The following is an 18,066-nucleotide window of genomic DNA, read 5'->3' as shown; positions in this document are numbered from 1 at the left end:
CCTTGTTCATTAGTAACACTTGCTCACTATTAATGACTGTTGCGCCCTACTTGCCTAACTCGCGCGCTCTTCTTGGTCCCACAACAGCCGTGAATCGTAGGACATTGCGGCCAGCATGGTTAAAATAACCACCCCAGCAAACGACAACGCCGCCGCGCCGGGCACCACCGACATAAGCCCGCCCATTTGCACCAAACCGGTCAATGTCGCCACCACAAAAATATCAATCATCGACCAGCGGCCCACACACTCTGTAAGGCGATACAGTTTCAATTTCTGTGTCGTTGAATGGCGAGAAGAAAAACGCAACTGCCAACATAACCACCCTAAAGAGAGAATCTTGGCAATGGGAATGAACACACTCGCCAATAAAATAATAATCGCAATAGGATAAGAGCCCATTCCCCAAAGCTGGAACACACCGCCTAAGATGGTCGAGGGCTCGCTGACACCAAAGAAGGTGGTGTCCATAATAGGCAGCAGGTTTGCAGGAAGGTACATCAATAAGGCGGCTATCAATAAGGCGATTGTCATTTGTACGCTGGCGGGTTTTCGACTGTGAGTTTTGTGCCCACAACGACCGCAATGGCCCAACTCATCGGCGACCAGCGCACCACAAAAATGGCACCCAACCAACCCTTGAGATAATGCAGAGCCACCACTAAAAGGCTGAGGTTTCGCCGCACCAGCCACTTGATTCCAGAGCCAGCGGCGATTCATTAACGAAACGGTTTTCAATAAACACAGCACGTAGCCACAAAACGACCAAAAAGATAAACCAAAACCAATATCCGCCATGCTTTGCATTTTTACCAATGCCACAAGCACACCGACTAAAAACACATCCACCATTAACCAAGGTTGAATGACCGTGGTAATGCGTGCGCACAAACGCTGCACTATTCTGTTTCTTCTTTTTTTAATAAGCCAAGCCAGCATCACCGCACTGAGTAAATAACACGCAGGCAACACCAAAAGCACAAACACCAATAATGCGCCTAGAAACGTAAAATGCTGATCTAATAACACAGACATGCTTTGCCAAAACGTCACAGTGCGACCTATTCCTGAGGTAGAAAAACTCAAAAAAGGAAAGCTCAGCGACAACACCAACATTAATAAACCCGAGCCACCATAGGCCAAGATTTTTTCCAGTCTTTTACTCGGCAAGCGCACCAATAGATGATCGCAGCGGGAACAGCACAGAAGATCACCAGACGCCATGGGGGGAATGTCATTCACCCAGTCACACTCATCACAGACTGTGGCATATTCGTTAAATTCTGAGCGACTCATACCCTTCCTAAAAAATAAAACGCGTTCAAGGTAATGTATTCCATCCAGTGAGATGACAGCAAGTTATGAAAGATAGTTCGAAAAACACACATATCTAAAAGCAAAACGCGACGTTAAAATGGCATTTTAAACATCGATCAATTCGCACACACTTTCTTTTAACTTTTTTGATACTTTCCTCACAAATAGGTTCATTTTTTTCACAGCGTAAATTAGCCTAAAAAAAAGGATGCGTCTTGCACTTTGTCTGCAAAAAAAGGAAACAAGGTCACAAAATCTTTTCAATTCTTGGACGCCAAAAACTCACTATGAAAATATGAAAGCTTTATCATAAGGCTTTATATTAAAAGAGATTCTCAAGGAGTCAGAGGCTCATAAAAACCACAACATTCAGAACCAGGTTTTATACTCAGTACTGTCTGTTTATTTAGAGCTCATTTTTTTTACTATGCATAATTCGACATCTATTAAATTCTTTTTCATTGTTGCCTCTCTGCTATTAAGCGCCTTTGCGCAAGCAGAAAATGACGTGGCAACCCCTAAACCAGAAAACCTTGTGGTGACCCCACAAATAAAAGACACACAAGACGACCTCGTTAAAACAACAGAGGACGCAACCACGTCAGCAAAGAAAATAGAAAAGAAAGGCGCCCAGTCTTCTGCTGAAAAGGATACTAAGTCAGTTAAGGAGACAGAAAAAGACGCGAAGGAAGATTATCCCTTTTCTTCCCAAACTGTGATCGATATTGCAAGAAATCTGGCTAAATCTCCCATGGTTGCCCCTGATGTCGCACCTGAAATGCTAACCAACTTAGACGCAGCAACCTATCAAAAAATAGATTTTCAGCAAAACAAGGCCGTGTGGGGGAATACACCGACGCCGTTTTCCATCCAGCTGTTTGCACCAGGCTATTTATACAAAGATTTGGTGTCTATCGATGTGGTTGAAAATGGTCGCGGCTTTCCTCTAGAAGTTTCCGCGTCGTCATTTACCACACCGACTCAAGAAATTGACGACATGATCGCTAAAGCAGGTAAATACGCGGGGCTGCGCCTTCATTATCCACTCAATTCAAGCGACGAAAATGATGAGTTCATCGTCTTTCAGGGCGCCAGCTATTTCCGCGCTATTTCGAAAGGACAGAGTTACGGATTGTCTTCTCGCGGTTTGGCGATAAATGTGGCGCAACCGATGGGAGAAGAATTCCCACGCTTTAAACATTTTTGGATCGAGCGCCCTTCTGTCACACAAAAAGCCATTGTGGTTCACGCTCTGCTCGACAGCAAAAGTGTCACCGGTGCGTTTCGTTTTGGCATCTACCCTGGGGCTCCAACACGAGTGGATGTTCAAGCAACCCTATTCCCACGCGTTGATATTAAACATGTGGGCTTAGCACCGCTGACTTCCATGTTTATGTATGACGGTTCTTTAGACATCTCGGATCGCCCTGATTATCATCCAGAACTCCATGACTCAGATGGCCTACAGATCCAAACGGGCAACGACGAAATGTTATGGCGCCCTCTGAACAACCCTAAAAACCTGCAAATCAGCGCCTTTGTTGACACCTCACCAAAAGGCTTTGGCTTGATTCAACGCCATAATAAATTCAGTGACTATCAAGACTTAGACAATGACTACCAAGATCGCCCATCAAGCTGGATTAAACCGCTGAACGATTGGGGGGCAGGTCACATTGAATTAGTAGAGATTCCTTCTAACTCAAAAGACAACGACAATATTGTTGCCTATTGGCAGCCAAAAGATGGCCTTAAGAAAGACACGCCATACACTTACTCATACCAACTGACTTGGCCCAATGACACGCCGACTTTGGCCGGAAAACCGCATATAGTGCGCAGCGCTAAAGAAGTGTCACCTGGGAACAACTACCGTGAAATATTGATTGATTACAGCAACCTAGCAATCAAAGACATCAATAAAATCACGGTAGACACGAGTACTAGTCGGGGAAAAATCGTAAAAACCCGCGTGGTAAAAAATCCTCACATTCATGGTGTTAGAGCCTACGTTACGTTTGATCCTCAAGAAGCTGATGTTGCAGAATTGCGCGTACAGCTGAAAGAAAATGATCAATCAATTGCTTCTACATGGTTATATCGATGGTTGAAACAAAAATGATGACTCCCCAAGAACGTCTAGCCTTGCCGCACGAAGCGCCACTAGATATGCCGCGCCATGCGGTGAATGAGCCTCGTCAGAAGGCTAAAAAGCTGGTTAAGCCTTTCCTGCTGCGCACCTTGTTAGCTCGCTTGTGCGTGATCAGCATTACTCTTGGCCTCACCTGGTACGGTGCGACAGAAATGTACGCCGTACTAAATACCAACGCCATTGCAGGCTTGCAGTGGGCATTTTTAGTGCTGTTTTGCATTAACTTCACTTGGATTTCATTTGCCTTTTCCCAAGCAAGCATTGGCTTTTTATGCCGCCTTTGGCCATTTTCTCGCAAAGTGAAAGAAGCAGAACCTGAAGGTGTCACGGCCATTTTATTGCCGGTTTACAATGAAGATCCGATTCGAATCCGCGCCAGCATTGAAGCCATGCACGATGATCTATTGGAGAAAGCCCCCGGTAAATTTGCCTTTTTTATTCTCAGTGACAGCAACCGCTCAGACGCCTGTATTAAAGAAAAACACACCTTCTATCCGTTACTGAACCATGAAGATCAAGGCTGCCCTATTTATTATCGCCGTCGTCATAACAACAACGAGCGTAAAGCCGGTAACATCGCCGAATGGGTGACTCGCTTTGGCGCACGCTATGAAAGTATGATTGTGCTAGATGCTGACAGCTTAATGAGTGCCGACTGTTTGATTAGTCTGTCTCGCCGCATGGCCGCTGAGCCTGGTCTTGGCCTCATACAAACTCTGCCAACCATCATCAAAGCGAATACCTTATACAGCCGCATTCAGCAGTTTGCTAACCAGTGTTTCGGGCCGGTTTATGCCTCAGGCTTAGCCGCATGGCATGGCACCGCCTCTAACTTTTGGGGGCATAATGCCATCATTCGCACCAAAGCCTTCGCCGAAGCGTGTGGTCTGCCTATTTTAGAAGGCAAAGCCCCATTTGGTGGCCATGTGATGAGCCATGATTTTATGGAAGCCGCCATGTTACGTCGTGCGGGTTGGGGAGTGCGTTTTGACATGGATTTGGAGGCCTCTTATGAAGAAGCGCCGCCATCATTGATCGACGTTATGGTGCGGGACCGTCGCTGGTGTCAGGGCAACCTACAACATAAAGCCTTCCTGTTGGCGCAAGACTTTCATTTTGCGACACGCGTGCATTTATTTTCGGGTATTTTCTCGTACCTAAGCGCTGTCTTTTGGTTTTTACTGATCGCCGTAGGGTTTGCTCTTGCCGTGCAAGCACACTTTGTGCGCCCAGAGTATTTTTCTAACCCTTCCCTGTTTCCTACTTGGCCTGTGTTTGATTTCCAAAAAGCCTTGTTATTATTCGAGCTGTCTATGGCGCTTGTCTTGGCGCCCAAGGTCTATGGCTGGTTAAGCGCCCTTCTCTACCCTAAGCGCTGCATGTCATTTGGTGGGCCCATATTATTGACGCTAGACACCTTACTTGAGGTGGCCTTGTCTGCCTTGTATGCGCCCATCCTGATGTTCTCTCAGTTCTTGGTCGTTTTTGATGTGCTAAAAGGCCGCGATAGTGGCTGGAAACCTCAATCTCGAGACGATGGCGCCACCCCATGGAAAACCGTTGCTCGCGCCCATTTGTCTCATACTTTGTTGGGAGCAGGGTTAGCCAGTGCCGCGTTATTCCTGAGCCCTGCGCTGTTTTATTGGTCCTTGCCCATTACCATAGGCTTGGTGTTTTCTATCCCTCTGTCCTGGTTAAGCGGTGGCGAAAAACGTGGCAACCTCTTGTCCAAGTTTATGTTGCTTCGAGCGTCTCAAGAAAAGCGCCCAACGGGCATAGTAAAACGACTCAATGAAAAACAAGCGCAGGCCATTGAAGATGACAGCAGTGCGACACAACCGGCGTTGCAACGCTTTATCAACGATGTGAACTTTTATCATTGGTACCTTGCTCAACTACCACAAGAAGAAGAAAACACCCTGTGTCGTAGTCGTATTTGTGCACAATGGCAGATCGAAAAAAGTGCGAACTTGGAGCAGCTTACCGAGCACCTTCAAGAAAGCGAATGCTTGGCTATTTTGAAACATAAGTCTTTGATGCTGGCCATGGGGAAATACCTACCTCAAGCCTAGCGCTTCGGCGCTATGACTGGCTATTGTCAGTCATAGCGCCCTACTTCCTCTCCTATCATTGTTCCTCCCCTCGCCATCTTTGTTTATTGTTTTTATCCCTTCGTTCTCACATATGTGCTTGTCCTCACGGCTTTTATTTACCCTATTCTTCACGCTTAGCTAGCTAATTTAAAATATTAGTGAGATAAATAAGTGTCGTAAGTGAGCAAGCTGAGCCATGCTTATCTTGTTAACTTAGTAGAAAAATCAATAATAAACGACTAACCACACTGTACTTCACCACTCTGTTTGTTAGTCCTACAGCAGGGAATGTCTATGTATGAGCTGATTCAATTGGCAGGCGCCATTACTTTATTGCTTTGGTCTATTCGCATGGTCCGCACAGGGTTCGAGAGAGCCTACGGAAAAAACTTAGAAAATGCCGTCCGCCTGATGACACGCCGCCGTCTGCAGACAGCGGTATTAGGCGGTGTCGCCGCCGCGGCTTTACAATCAGGAACCGCTGTCGTGCTCTTGGCTGCAGGCTTTGTCGCCACCAGCGCATTAGGGCTTATTCCTGCGCTTGCCTTAGCCGTTGGCGCCGAAATTGGCTCTAGCCTAATGGCGATGCTATTGAGCTTTGACCTGTCCGCGCTCTCGCCTTTGCTGCTTTTAATTGGTTACGTCAGCTTTCAAAAATCGTCCAAACGAAAACACAAATACTGGGGGCGAATTTGCTTAGGCCTTGGCCTGCTTTTGCTCGCCTTATCCTTGATTGCAAGAAGCACCGCCGACATGCGTTCCGGCAATGGAATGACGTACCTGACCAGTATTTTGGCTCATGACACCCTGCTCACCCTGTTTTTGGTGGCGCTCTTTACTTGGTTGGTGCATTCCAGCCTCGCCGTTATTCTGATTATTGCGCACCTTGTTACTGACGGTGCCATCTCTTTAGAAATGTCGATGATCATGGTTATAGGCGCCAATATTGGTGGCGCTCTGCCGGCATTAAGTTCAGGCTGGGGACTCAGCGCAAAAGGCCGCTTGGTGATCATTGGCAACCTGGTGATTCGTACCTGTGCGGTCATTATTGGTTTGCTGATTTACTACCTTCAAGAATCTGGCGGCCCTTCGCTGGCCGACATTGGCTTAGATTCCCCTATGGCCTTCCATGTTCTTATCAATGCCATTAACGGCGTTCTGTTTCTGTCTATGTTGCCTTTCTGGGCGCAATTATTAAAAAAATACGTCTCGCCGAATGACACAGAAAACGATACTCACAAGCCTTTGACCTCGGTGTATTTGTCACAAGATGATATCCAACACCCAACTCGAGCCATTGCCAATGTCACCAACGAAACACTGCGCATTGCCGACATCGCTTATCAAATGCTAGAAAGCACCCCCAAAACCTTTACCAATGGCAAACACATTAATCGAGTAAAAGAACTGGACGATGACATTGACCGAATACACCGTGAAGTGACTTACTATTTGGCGGCCATTGAAAACATTAAGAGCGCATCAGAAGAGCAAAGCAGCTGGCAAGATGCCTTTAGTTTCGTCACTAATTTAGAGCACGTAGGCGACATAATTGACGCCAGCTTGATGGTACTGGCACGGAAAAAACACAAAGAACACATTCATTTTTCAGAACAAGGAGAGCGAGAATTAGACACTTTATTCTCTGAATTATTCGAGATCTTTCGTTTGGCACAAGCGGTTTATGTGTCAAAAAGTCCAGATTTAGCGACCGAGTTGGTCGATGCAAAACACGTCTATCGCAATAAAATCGCGGTTTGTCGAGAACAGCATACGCGTCGGATTCGAGATCAAGTGCCTGCGACGCTTGCGTCCTCACAAATTCACATGGATATTTTGCGAGACTTACAGCGTTTATGCTCTTTACTCGTCTCCACCGCCTACCCTATTTTAAAACGCCACAAACAAGAAAAAGGCTGACCTTAGTCAGCCTCTCTGTTTAACGAGACGATTTTGGTTTGCGTGGAGCGCCTTTGCCATTTGGCTTAGACCCAGCGGGTTTTGAAGCGCCAGGTCTGGAACCGGCAGGCTTGGGTCTTTGTCCTGGTCTGCCCCCTTTGGCTGGGCCATTTTCCCCAGGACGCTTATGTTTGGTGTTCGGCGTTTTAGAAGCACCATTCGGACGATTAGGCTTACCACCAGGTTTGCCATGACCGCCTGGAGAGGCGCCCGTTTTAGCTCTAGGGCCGGGGGTTTTCTTCGTTTTAGAAGAGGATTTTCGAGCACCAGAAGACGTTTTTTTAGCCGGCTGGGATGACTCAGAAGACGAATCCTCGATGGCTTTAGACAGCAGTTCTACTTCTTTTTGAGTAAAGTCCCGCCACTCACCCACTGGCAAACCTTTTAAACCAATGTGCATGATACGAATGCGCTCAAGCTTCATGACTTCATAGCCAAAATGCTCTGCCATACGACGAATCTGACGGTTCAAGCCCTGTACCAGAGTGATGCGAAACACATTATTAGATTCTTTTGATACTTGGCACTTTTTCGTCATGGTGCCCAAGATGGGCACGCCATTCGCCATACCGCTGATAAAGTCATCCGTGATGGTTTTGTTCACCGTCACCAGATACTCTTTCTCGTGATTATTGCCAGCGCGCAGTACTTTATTGACTAGGTCGCCGTTATTCGTCAAAAAGATAAGCCCTTGGGAGTCCTTATCAAGACGACCAATCGGGAAGATACGCACACCGTGTTTAACAAAATCGACTATGTTATTACGCTCGGCACTTTCCGTCGTACTGACAATGCCAACGGGCTTATTCAACGCGATCAAGACAAAGTCTTCCGCATCTTGTGGTTCGATTAATTGCCCATTAACTCTGACCGTATCGCCAGGTGCAACCTGATCCCCTATTTTTGCTCGCTTGCCATTAATAAACACATTGCCTTGTTCGATAAAGCGATCTGCGTCTCGACGGGAGCAAATGCCACTTTCGCTAATGTATTTATTTAAACGGATTGTGTTTGAAAGATTCAGCATAAATAGTTGTCTTATAAATTCTTAATAATCACTGTGGAATGGGGTCAAAGTAACGCCAGTACACTCTACACCGCCAGTCTAACAGCGCAGTGGGAAGAGATAAAATTTGCACACGGATTATAGGGGATTGAGGCGTAATAAACTGTATAAATGCGTTTAAAAAAGCGTTCTTTTCATCGCGACTATTCACTTTTTTTTGTTCATAAGGGCAATAGACTGGCGTCAGTGCATAACGATCCGATGAAGAGGCCCAGCATGTCAAAGACAATACCATCCTACAACCCATTACAAATAATACTGCACTGGCTTATTGCCACCTTAATCGTCGCTAATTATTTCATTAGTGATCATATGCCGAGTTATTTTGATGCTCACCAAAAGGACAGTAACAGCCCAACAAACTGGGTAGAAAACTTCCATATTTATGTAGGCCTTAGTATTTTGGCCTTGGTTGTGGCTCGAATTATTGTCCGCGTTATCAGCAAACAGCCTGAGAAAATAAGCACAGGCAACGCATGGCTAGACACGCTATCACGCTACTCGCACAAGCTGTTGTATTTGCTCATGTTGCTTGTTCCTGCTTTGGGCGCCCTCGCCTGGTATTTCAACCTAGATCAACTAGGGTATGTCCATGTTGTTACCATAAACGCCATGATGATTATTGTGCTTTTACACGCCGCGGCCGCCCTCTTTCACCATTACGTCCTTAAAGACAGAATATTAACTCGCATGCTCGGACGTTCATGATAATGGCTTAATCAACGCATTATGATAGGGATAAAAAACACAAAAAGACTCGCCAAAGTGGAGTTAGCTTGAGGCTATTGGTAAACTGCCCGCAGATTTAATTTTGAATGGACATTTCATTTCATGCTAACGGCAACCAAGTCACGAATTTCTCTTCCCGCAGCGTTACGCGTTGGCGCCTTGTCACTGGCTACGGCGTTAATGCTAAGCGGCTGCAGTCAACCACCTAAGATCGAAAAAGTCGAAGGGTACGCTCAAGGCACCACTTACCATATCAGTTTTTGGTCCGATTCGTCGGTGCCAGTGGCCGACGTTAAAACGAGCTTTAACAATACGCTAGCGCAAATCGACAAAGAGCTGTCTACTTGGCGTAATGACTCTTACATTTCAGAGTTTAATCACAGCAGCTCTACCGCATGGCAAGCCGCTTCAGACGATTTTATCGCGCTGATCCATATCGCCAAAGACATCAACCAAAAATCTGGCGGTTGTTACGACCCAACCATAGGCCCCTTATTTGATTTATGGGGCTTCAAAAAAGAATCGCTCCATGTGCCAAGCCAACAAGAATTAGCCGCCGCCAAAGCGGATCTTGGTATGGACAAGCTGGAAGTCGACGACACCGGCAAACGCATTCGTAAAACCATCCCAGCCTTGCAAATCGATTTCTCCTCCATGGGCGAAGGCTATACCATCAGCAAGCTGAGCCAGGTCTTAGAAGCCAAAGGCGTGAACAACTATTTGGTTGAGTTTGGCGGCGACATGAAAATCAAAGGGCACAAGCCAAACGGCGATAAATGGCGTGTCGCGGTTGAGCGTCCGATCTCAGACAACGGCAATCCGACCCCTTACCAAATAGTCACCATCAATGATGAAAGTGGCGTTTCTCTAGACACTTCAGGCACGTATCACCACTATTTTGATGATAATGGCAAAGAATACTCACACATTCTTAACCCCAATACAGGGCAGCCTGTCGCCCACGATTTGGTGTCGGCTTCTGTCTTTGGCACCGACCCAAGAGTCAGCGATGCGTGGGCAACCACCATGTTGTGTCTTGGTCAAAAAGAAGGCGCTAACATTGCCAAAAAAGAGAACTTAGAAGTGTTCTTTATCGAAAACAAAGCAGGCAAATTGGTCAACTCCAGCAGCCAAACGTTAGCAGACTCTCCTCGCGTGACTTTCGAAAGCGACAAAAAATAGCACAGTGAATTAGCGCTATAGCGTGTTTATTTACTCAAAAATGCAACGCAAAAAAAATGGCCGCAATACGCGGCCATTTTTTATGCGAAACAACGCTCATCGCGTAACATTACTCGCCAATGTGCCAACCGTTGGTAATCGGGTAACGACGATCGCGACCAAAGCCACGCCCTGTTACTCGAACCCCTGTCGGCGCTTGACGGCGTTTATACTCGTTAACATCCACCAAACGCAGCACCCGATACACAGTATCACGATCAAATTGATTGGTCGCCAAGATCGCTTCAGCGCTTAAGTCTTGTTCGATGTACATGCGCAAGATCTCATCCAACACATCGTAGCTTGGTAGAGAATCTTCATCCTTTTGATCCGGTGCTAATTCCGCAGACGGCGGACGAGTAATAACACGCTCAGGAATAACATAGCCCAGAGTATTACGGTAACGACACAGCTTAAATACCAAGGTTTTAAACACGTCTTTCAAAACAGAATAACCGCCCACCATGTCACCATATAAGGTCGCATAGCCAACCGCCATCTCGCTCTTGTTTCCTGTGGTTAACACCATCAAGCCTTTCTTATTCGATATGGCCATGAGCACCACACCGCGCGTACGTGCCTGTAAATTCTCTTCCGTCGTGTCTTTTCCAAGCCCTTCAAATTCTGGCGCCAACACATCACTAAACGCAGACACCATAGGTTCGATCGGCAATACACTGTATTTCACGCCTAATAGCCTTGCTTCTTCTTCTGCGTCATGCAAGCTGATAGACGAGGTGTAGGTGTATGGCATCATGACCGCTTGAACACGGTCTGCACCAATCGCATCCACCGCAACGGCCAATGACAACGCAGAATCAATGCCGCCACTCAAGCCCAACACTATGCCTTTAAAACGGTTCTTTTCAATGTAATCACGCAAGCCCAACACCATGGCTTGATACACACTGGCTTCAACATCTAACGCGGGCGCAATCGGGCCAGCGACAGGCTCAACCTTGTTAGGCTGGGTCTCATCAACAATGAAGTCGACACAATATAAACCCGATTCAAACCAAGGGGCTTGTGATACTTTTTCGCCTTTTGCGTTCACCACAAAAGAGCCACCCTCATACACCAACTCATCTTGCGCGCCCATGTAATTCACATAGACAATCGGCAAGCTGACTGCAGTGGCGCGTTGGTGTAATAACGCTTCACGCTCGCCCATTTTTTCAATGTGGTAAGGCGATGCGTTCAGATTAAGAATCAATTCGGCGCCAGCCGCCTTTGCTTGAGCAATCGGCTCTGGGTGCCAAATATCTTCACAAATACTTAATCCGACTTTCACGCCTTTAATATCAAGAATGCCCGCTTCACGGCCTTCGCTGAAATAACGCTTATCATCAAACACCAAAAAGTTGGGCAGTTTTTGCTTAGCGTATTCCGCCAACATGGCGCCTTGATAGATAACCCCTGCGCAGTTAAATAATTCACCATCAATGCGTCTTGGGTAACCCACGACAACATAAATGTCATGAACCTCATCTAGAATGCGTTGCAGAGCAGATTCGATGCGAGGGTCTAAACTGGGACGCAGCAATAAGTCTTCTGGTGGATAGCCTGTTAAGGTTAACTCAGGGAAAACAATCACATCCGCTTGTTCGTTATCGCGGGCTTTGTGTGCCGAATCGATCACAGATTGTGTGTTTTTTGCTATGTCGCCGACCAGCATATCCAGCTGGGCCATTGCTACTCGTAATGTCATACAGTTGCTATCTCGTTAACTCTGTTAGAATATGCCTTTATTGTCTGGAATTACCCAACCTAGGTAAAGTATATGATCGTCCGATTGATCGTTTTTATTGCTATTTTCGCAATTGGCTGGTGGTTATACCGCCAAGTGCTCGCTTTTCAACGCGCGAAGCTATCAAATAAGCCTGATTCTCCTGCTAATACCACGAAGCAGGAAAACCAAGAAAGTATGGTTCGCTGTGAACAATGCAAAACCCATGTGCCAAAGTCCCATGCGATTCATGACCAAGATGCCAATGCTTTTTGCAGCAAAGAGCATTTACAAGCGTTCCACAAAACGTCGTCTTAAGTTATTAAAGAGCGCCTACTGCTGATGACCTTCTAGTTGGTGGTATTAACAAAACCTCGACTGATGAGTCTGTGTTCTTGCCACCACCAGCAATAATTTTGCTGCTGGTGGCGTGCGCACAAGCGATAAAAACGCCGATTTTCATCATGGCTGTAATAACGCCACTGATACATCAGAACATCTTCGCCATGACGCCAGACATTCGCGTTGGCCATGTAGGCATTGGACGTTAATGGGCAAAATCCTTGGCACAGACTTTCTGTCGCCAATGAAAAATCAACCGATGCGACCAGTGAACCCTCAAAAGCCTGCCACAACTGCGTGCTTTTGGTGAGCGAATCAAGCGTCGAACGAAACACAAAATGCGCTTCTAAGCGCTGCTGATAAGCCAATGACAACCCAGCGACTGTGATCAATAACACCAAAATAGGCAGAGAAACCCAACCCTGTAAAGACCTGTGTTTTGTCATCGCCATTCAGCCAAATCCATTAAGCACAATGATTTGATTAGCCACGCCCTGACAAGGCGCTAGGTATTCCCAGCGCTCACCGCGTAACGTCTGATATTGCCGAGCCAACGGAATCTGTGTCGCCGCCTGGCATGGCTCTAACTCATAGAGGTATTCCACCCACAAGGCTCGTACCTTGCTCAACGAATAGCTCCCATAACGAGAGTCGATGGTGTCCACCAAGCCATCCTGATCCTCATCCAGCAAGGGCGACACTGATAAAGCCATCACCCCCGACCAAAGCTCTAATGAATTGCCACTTACTGTCGGCGTACGCCACAACGCTTGCTGACCGTTTTTGCCTTCCCCCACATACCAATAAAATGGCATTCTGGTTTCGAGTATTCCCGTTTGCTCAAGCACTGAGTTGCCCAATAAATCAAATCGCACCGCAAGATCCGTCGCCTGCGTCACTTGCGCTTGCACACTGGCTTCACAACTTGCAACACGCACTAACTCACCGACGTTTAAGTCACAATCATTGCTGGTGATAAGAGGCGCTTGAATGGAGTCTAATGACACTCGGCACGCGCCGTAATCCATCCCCTCTAGCCAATCCGATTGACTCGACATTGAGCGCTGAGATAAACGCACAGGCACATTTTGAGCTGACCCTATGGTGAGGCTTAGTGTGCTATCAAGGTAACACCCTGCGGGCAACAATCGCGCCCAATGGGCGGTGAATTGCGCCCCCAATGCCGTTTGGTATTTGGCTTGGTCAAGATACGTCAGGATAAGAGAATGGCGTTTTTGGAGTTGCCAAAAAGGAGACACGAGCAAAGGCAAAAGGATTGCCAACAGCGCACACACCAGCATTAACTCTAGCAAGATACTGCCAGCTAACCTTGATTGTGGAAGGGGTTTGCGCTGCTCATTCATCCGCTGGCACCAACGCTTGCACCTTGGCGGAAACCCTGTGCTGGGTGGCGCCAAACCAGGTTGAAAACTCTACGCCTGTGCACGGCTCACAGACCGGATAACGCCCCTGCCGAGAAGAGTAGACAGAGTCTAACCAAGCCTCAGAACCCGTAAGCTGCACCATTAAGGCTTGCTTTGCGGCATTGTCACGCAGCTGACGGACTTGCTCTCCTTGTTGCAGCGTTTGCCATTGCCTTGCAGATTGACGCTCTAGCACAAGCATCACCACCGACAGCAATACCAAAGCCAACATAATCTCCAAAGTGATCCAACCACCGCTGGAAGAGCGCAACGAAAGAGAACCGCGACTCATAAGCAGGCCCCATCACTGTCACTCACATCCACAATATCTGAGGCATAAAAACGACCGCTTTGATTAATAACCAAGCGGGTGTGCCAATCGAGGTAACAGAAAAGAAAGGTGCCATTTTGGTAGCTGGATAAGCCCGTAGGCAGAAACGTTATGCGAGATTTATTGGCGGGAAAACCTTGCCAAGCAATATTGACTTCATGATCAAAGACAACCCGGCGATACAGGCCACCAAATTGCTCTGTCTGCATCACGACAAAGCCGTCCGACCAGTTCCCCCTGCAATCTGCACCACCACAGACATAGCTGCTATCGCCTGACTGTATGGCCAATAAACGCGCCTCTTGCAGGGCATTACTCAGATTTTTAACATCGTCTAGTAATACCGCTTTGTCTTCATTTCTTTGCGCTTTCTGGATAATAAACCCAGAGCCGATAACCGCAAGCAAACTCAAAATAGCGAGCACACACATCACTTCAAGCAGTGAAAAGCCTTGTTTGTTTTGCATAGAAACCTCCCTGTTTCTAGCCTTTATACATTCAGAAAGCCACGACTACGCTGACAACAAGATCACACCATCCTTAGTGTTTTGCTGCTTACTCAGTCTTGCTTCCTGTGTTCTTATTACAGTCCACCTCAGGCGAAAAATCTAGTTCAAAGCAAACCATCGATTAATATGATTCGCAATTTGTCTTGGTTTTTGGAACGGCAATGAATGATCGCACGCGCTCATCACCTTATGTTGCCAGCCAGGAAACTGCTCACTCAGCTTTTGATAATGCTCTCTTAATTGCTCACTGCTGAGCTCTCCAGAAAACAAAAACACCTCTTTCGCAGAGCGAATCATGGCGTCTCTGTGCTCCGGCGCTTGCGCTAACACATCCACATGATTGGTGACCGCGTCTAAGGCATAAGAAAAACCATGGGGGCGATGCGCCAACCGCGATTGCGTGGTTGCCTCAGCCACCGGATGCTTACGCCGATTTGGCGAAACGCCGTCCATAAAGTGCGCGACCCCTTGCTCAACATCACCGGTTTCACGAATGATGCTCGAAGCTTGACGGTACTTTTTGCGCACTTCGCTCAGCGCATTCAAATCTTCTCGATCCAAGGAGGCGGGCTCCATCAACGCCATTTTGACTGGCAAATGTCCTGAGATCACTCGGCGATGGTTTAGGTTCAACGCAATTAAGCCGCCTAATGAATACCCCACCACATCAAAATCCTGCCAATTAAGATGCGCCAACAAGGCTTCTATATCATGAGTTAACTCACTGATGGTGACAGGGGCTTCTTTGCCATGCAGATGAAACGATTCCCCCATGCCCTTGATGTCAGGCACCAGCATCCAACGCCAATTTGTGAAATAAGGAAGTATCGGCGAGTAGGTAATTTCGCCCGCCACACCTGCGCCATGAAGCAATAAGCAGTGGCGATCTGTGGTGGCGTCTTTATTTTCATAAAGGCGATAGGCAATACGACTGTTAAATAAACTAAGAAAATGTACGTCAGACACTTGTAATAACCCTGTGGTCGCCCTTATTAAAGGACTACAATTGTAAACTTTTGAAATCGTGGTTCCATTATGCCAGAAATAAAACGGATAACACTGCCCTATCAGGCTTCTTTACTTTCTCTATACCAAGCCCTACGGGCGCTGCCTTATCCCGCTTTATTGGACAGCAATCACCACGCCTTCCCTGACACTAAGTTTGATATCTTGGTGGCAAACCCACTGGCGCGAATCTATGCCAAACAAGGTGCCTACCATATTGAGTGGCGTGACGACCAAGCTGACACACCGCTTTATACGTTAACCGACAGCGATTCCCCTTTGTCGACACTTGAGCAATTGTTGACGCTCAGCACGCAAGAGCCATGGGCGAAAAATGCCCCCAAAGATCTGCCTTTTACCGGCGGTCTACTGGGCTATTATGGCTACGAATGCGGCCATTATGTCGAAACGCTGCCCGATAACGTGCTGCACGACATCAGCTTGGATCAACTCAGTGTTGGCCTCTATGGTTGGAGCATTGTTTCCTCCCATACCAGCAGCACAACCGAGCTTATTATTACGCCTTGGTGTTCAATTCAAGAAGAAAAAAGTCTGCTTACGCAGATCAATAAGGCGCTGTCTCTCAACCCGCCTGCAGCGCTCAACAGCGACCCTATTGAACCGCAAAGTCGCCCGCGTTTTGTGTTAAAAACGCCCTTTGTTTCTAATATGACGGCGCTTGAATACAAAACCAAATTTGACACGGTGAAAGACTACATTCTCTCTGGAGATTGCTATCAGGTAAATCTGGCCCAGCGTTTTTCCAGCCATTATGCTGGCGATCCCATGGACGCCTACCTGCGCTTACGAGAAGTTTGCCCAACGCCCTTCTCAGCGTTTATGGAGATGGGTGAACAACAAGCCATCTTAAGCCACTCACCGGAACGTTTTTTGCTGTGTGAACAAGGACGGGTCGAATCCAAACCGATTAAAGGCACCATTGCCCGCGGCAAGACACCAGCAGAAGACAAAGCCAACGCAGACACCTTACTGGCCTCCGAGAAAGACCGCGCCGAAAACCTGATGATTGTTGATCTATTACGCAACGATCTGGGTCGCACCTGCCTTACTGGCAGCATTAAAGTGCCCAAATTATTTGCCTTAGAAAGCTACGCCAACGTTCACCATCTGGTGTCGACCGTGGAAGGAAGAATTGAAGGGTTGGATCAATCCATTCGCGTGTTCCATGAAAGTTTCCCAGGCGGCTCAATCACAGGCGCGCCCAAGATTCGTTCTATGGAAATTATTGACGAGTTAGAACCTCACGAGCGCTCTGTTTATTGCGGCTCCATTGCCTACTTCAGCGTTAACGGTCAAATGGATTCCAGCATCACCATTAGGACCTTGGTTGCAGACCGTGGGCGCATCCATTGTTGGGCTGGCGGTGGGCTCGTTGCTGACTCTAAATATCAAGAAGAGTACCAAGAAACCTTTACCAAAGTAGGTAAATTAACTCATACTCTTGAACATGATTTTTTAAAATAGGCCGTAGTATGTCCGACATTGTGCAGTTTTTAAACGCTCCTCCTATCTCAACCAACTTAGATGAGATACGCGCTGCGCTAGACACGACACAAGAAGTACACCCTATTTACAACCCAGATAAAGACCTGTCTCCTAGCGCCTACAAATTAAAATACCGCTCTGCGGCGGTATTGATTCCTATTTGGCGTTCACCCGAAGACGATCAACTCAATGTGCTGGTGACCAAGCGTGCCTTACACATGCGCAATCACCCAGGGCAAATATCGTTCCCAGGTGGTAAACATGACCCCGACGATGCCAGTATTCAATACACGGCGTTAAGAGAAACGCTTGAGGAAGTCGGCTTGGCGCCAGACTGTTTTGATCTGATTGGTGAGCTCGGCGAATACTGTACAATTTCTGGTTATTGCATCAAACCCATCATTGCTGAAATGACCCGCTTTAGCGAAATGAGCTTGTGTGAAGATGAGGTAAAATCGGTCCATTGGGTGCCCTTAGATTATTTATTAGACCCTGGTAATTACCAGTTTAAGACCAAACAATTGGGGACGGTTGCACGAGGGTATTTTGAAATAAACTACCAGGGAATTCGCATTTGGGGCGTCACAGCGGGCATTTTGTACGGCCTTTATCAGACCCTATCCAACCATATACGCTAAGCCATTATAAGGTTAGTGTGCTTTCGTCTTTTGCATCGCTGGCGCAAA

Annotated in this window: 16 protein-coding genes; 8 read left to right on the top strand and 8 right to left on the bottom strand. The window is 47.1% G+C overall.

All coding sequences use genetic code 11. From position 1 onward, the window contains the following. Window positions 1–54: 54 nt before the first annotated feature. The gene (locus E0D71_RS09190; RefSeq protein WP_133003008.1) at window positions 55–1,296 is read right to left on the bottom strand and encodes a paraquat-inducible protein A; all 1,242 of its coding nucleotides are present in this window, start codon (window positions 1,294–1,296) and stop codon (window positions 55–57) included. A gap of 448 nt (window positions 1,297–1,744) precedes the next feature. Between E0D71_RS09190 and E0D71_RS09185 the strand changes: the two genes are divergently transcribed. The 3 genes from E0D71_RS09185 to E0D71_RS09175 all read left to right on the top strand — a co-directional run bounded on the left by E0D71_RS09185 (window position 1,745) and on the right by E0D71_RS09175 (window position 7,482). Then, window positions 1,745–3,439, top strand: coding sequence for a glucan biosynthesis protein G (locus E0D71_RS09185; RefSeq protein WP_133003007.1), 1,695 nt, complete (start codon window positions 1,745–1,747; stop codon window positions 3,437–3,439). After that, window positions 3,421–5,541 (top strand): glucans biosynthesis glucosyltransferase MdoH, encoded by a 2,121-nt coding sequence (gene mdoH, locus E0D71_RS09180; protein ID WP_243712004.1) that lies wholly within the window; start codon window positions 3,421–3,423, stop codon window positions 5,539–5,541. Before E0D71_RS09185 ends, mdoH begins: the two co-directional genes overlap by 19 nt. Window positions 5,542–5,856: 315 nt before the next feature. Further along, on the top strand, window positions 5,857–7,482 hold the full coding sequence (locus E0D71_RS09175) for a Na/Pi cotransporter family protein (protein WP_165942978.1): 1,626 nt from the start codon (window positions 5,857–5,859) through the stop codon (window positions 7,480–7,482). A 19-nt stretch (window positions 7,483–7,501) separates the two neighbouring features. On the opposite strand, the gene rluF is transcribed toward E0D71_RS09175, so the two are convergent. Next, entirely contained in the window at window positions 7,502–8,548 is a 1,047-nt protein-coding gene (gene rluF / locus E0D71_RS09170) for a 23S rRNA pseudouridine(2604) synthase RluF (RefSeq protein WP_133003005.1), read from the bottom strand. 255 nt (window positions 8,549–8,803) lie between these two features. Here rluF and E0D71_RS09165 point away from each other — a divergent pair, with 255 nt between their 5' ends. After that, complete coding sequence (locus tag E0D71_RS09165; RefSeq protein WP_165942977.1) at window positions 8,804–9,295, top strand: cytochrome b/b6 domain-containing protein; 492 nt, start codon at window positions 8,804–8,806, stop codon at window positions 9,293–9,295. A gap of 123 nt (window positions 9,296–9,418) precedes the next feature. Continuing rightward, window positions 9,419–10,498, top strand: coding sequence for an FAD:protein FMN transferase (locus E0D71_RS09160; RefSeq protein ID WP_133003003.1), 1,080 nt, complete (start codon window positions 9,419–9,421; stop codon window positions 10,496–10,498). Between the two features lie 109 nt (window positions 10,499–10,607). On the opposite strand, the gene E0D71_RS09155 is transcribed toward E0D71_RS09160, so the two are convergent. Then, window positions 10,608–12,245 carry an NAD+ synthase gene (locus E0D71_RS09155; protein WP_133003002.1) on the bottom strand — a complete coding sequence of 546 codons (1,638 nt, stop codon included), beginning with the start codon at window positions 12,243–12,245 and terminating at the stop codon, window positions 10,608–10,610. A gap of 72 nt (window positions 12,246–12,317) precedes the next feature. On the opposite strand from E0D71_RS09155, the gene E0D71_RS09150 reads away from it, so the two are divergent. Continuing rightward, a complete protein-coding gene (locus E0D71_RS09150; RefSeq protein WP_133003001.1) occupies window positions 12,318–12,581 on the top strand; it encodes a PP0621 family protein in 264 nt (87 codons plus the stop codon). Between the two features lie 32 nt (window positions 12,582–12,613). On the opposite strand, the gene E0D71_RS09145 is transcribed toward E0D71_RS09150, so the two are convergent. The 5 genes from E0D71_RS09145 to E0D71_RS09125 all read right to left on the bottom strand — a co-directional run bounded on the left by E0D71_RS09145 (window position 12,614) and on the right by E0D71_RS09125 (window position 15,835). After that, the gene (locus E0D71_RS09145) at window positions 12,614–13,057 is read right to left on the bottom strand and encodes a hypothetical protein (RefSeq protein ID WP_133003000.1); all 444 of its coding nucleotides are present in this window, start codon (window positions 13,055–13,057) and stop codon (window positions 12,614–12,616) included. Further along, complete coding sequence (locus E0D71_RS09140; protein WP_133002999.1) at window positions 13,058–13,969, bottom strand: hypothetical protein; 912 nt, start codon at window positions 13,967–13,969, stop codon at window positions 13,058–13,060. Then, a complete protein-coding gene (locus tag E0D71_RS09135) occupies window positions 13,962–14,321 on the bottom strand; it encodes a hypothetical protein (protein ID WP_133002998.1) in 360 nt (119 codons plus the stop codon). Before E0D71_RS09135 ends, E0D71_RS09140 begins: the two co-directional genes overlap by 8 nt. After that, window positions 14,318–14,827: a GspH/FimT family pseudopilin gene (locus E0D71_RS09130; RefSeq protein ID WP_133003345.1), complete on the bottom strand. Its 510-nt coding sequence runs from the start codon at window positions 14,825–14,827 to the stop codon at window positions 14,318–14,320. Before E0D71_RS09130 ends, E0D71_RS09135 begins: the two co-directional genes overlap by 4 nt. A 141-nt stretch (window positions 14,828–14,968) precedes the next feature. Then, complete coding sequence (locus E0D71_RS09125) at window positions 14,969–15,835, bottom strand: alpha/beta hydrolase (RefSeq protein ID WP_133002997.1); 867 nt, start codon at window positions 15,833–15,835, stop codon at window positions 14,969–14,971. Between the two features lie 69 nt (window positions 15,836–15,904). Between E0D71_RS09125 and pabB the strand changes: the two genes are divergently transcribed. Next, a complete protein-coding gene (gene pabB, locus E0D71_RS09120; RefSeq protein ID WP_133002996.1) occupies window positions 15,905–17,359 on the top strand; it encodes an aminodeoxychorismate synthase component I in 1,455 nt (484 codons plus the stop codon). Between the two features lie 8 nt (window positions 17,360–17,367). Then, window positions 17,368–18,018, top strand: coding sequence for a CoA pyrophosphatase (locus E0D71_RS09115; RefSeq protein WP_133002995.1), 651 nt, complete (start codon window positions 17,368–17,370; stop codon window positions 18,016–18,018). Window positions 18,019–18,066 lie beyond the last annotated feature (48 nt).

The sequence above is a fragment of the Marinomonas sp. KMM3893 genome (genome assembly GCF_004352855.1).
Taxonomy (GTDB): domain Bacteria; phylum Pseudomonadota; class Gammaproteobacteria; order Pseudomonadales; family Marinomonadaceae; genus Marinomonas; species Marinomonas arenicola.
Note: the sequence above shows the minus strand (reverse complement) of the source record. Positions and strands in the feature narration are given on the sequence as shown.

What these genes read in the sequence shown, in the direction of transcription:
- E0D71_RS09190 (WP_133003008.1), bottom strand. Translation starts at nt 1,296, where the DNA reads ATGAGTCGCTCAGAATTTAACGAATATGCCACAGTCTGTGATGAGTGT.
- E0D71_RS09185 (WP_133003007.1), top strand. Translation starts at nt 1,745, where the DNA reads ATGCATAATTCGACATCTATTAAATTCTTTTTCATTGTTGCCTCTCTG.
- mdoH (WP_243712004.1), top strand. Translation starts at nt 3,421, where the DNA reads ATGGTTGAAACAAAAATGATGACTCCCCAAGAACGTCTAGCCTTGCCG.
- E0D71_RS09175 (WP_165942978.1), top strand. Translation starts at nt 5,857, where the DNA reads ATGTATGAGCTGATTCAATTGGCAGGCGCCATTACTTTATTGCTTTGG.
- rluF (WP_133003005.1), bottom strand. Translation starts at nt 8,548, where the DNA reads ATGCTGAATCTTTCAAACACAATCCGTTTAAATAAATACATTAGCGAA.
- E0D71_RS09165 (WP_165942977.1), top strand. Translation starts at nt 8,804, where the DNA reads ATGTCAAAGACAATACCATCCTACAACCCATTACAAATAATACTGCAC.
- E0D71_RS09160 (WP_133003003.1), top strand. Translation starts at nt 9,419, where the DNA reads ATGCTAACGGCAACCAAGTCACGAATTTCTCTTCCCGCAGCGTTACGC.
- E0D71_RS09155 (WP_133003002.1), bottom strand. Translation starts at nt 12,245, where the DNA reads ATGACATTACGAGTAGCAATGGCCCAGCTGGATATGCTGGTCGGCGAC.
- E0D71_RS09150 (WP_133003001.1), top strand. Translation starts at nt 12,318, where the DNA reads ATGATCGTCCGATTGATCGTTTTTATTGCTATTTTCGCAATTGGCTGG.
- E0D71_RS09145 (WP_133003000.1), bottom strand. Translation starts at nt 13,057, where the DNA reads ATGGCGATGACAAAACACAGGTCTTTACAGGGTTGGGTTTCTCTGCCT.
- E0D71_RS09140 (WP_133002999.1), bottom strand. Translation starts at nt 13,969, where the DNA reads ATGAATGAGCAGCGCAAACCCCTTCCACAATCAAGGTTAGCTGGCAGT.
- E0D71_RS09135 (WP_133002998.1), bottom strand. Translation starts at nt 14,321, where the DNA reads ATGAGTCGCGGTTCTCTTTCGTTGCGCTCTTCCAGCGGTGGTTGGATC.
- E0D71_RS09130 (WP_133003345.1), bottom strand. Translation starts at nt 14,827, where the DNA reads ATGCAAAACAAACAAGGCTTTTCACTGCTTGAAGTGATGTGTGTGCTC.
- pabB (WP_133002996.1), top strand. Translation starts at nt 15,905, where the DNA reads ATGCCAGAAATAAAACGGATAACACTGCCCTATCAGGCTTCTTTACTT.
- E0D71_RS09115 (WP_133002995.1), top strand. Translation starts at nt 17,368, where the DNA reads ATGTCCGACATTGTGCAGTTTTTAAACGCTCCTCCTATCTCAACCAAC.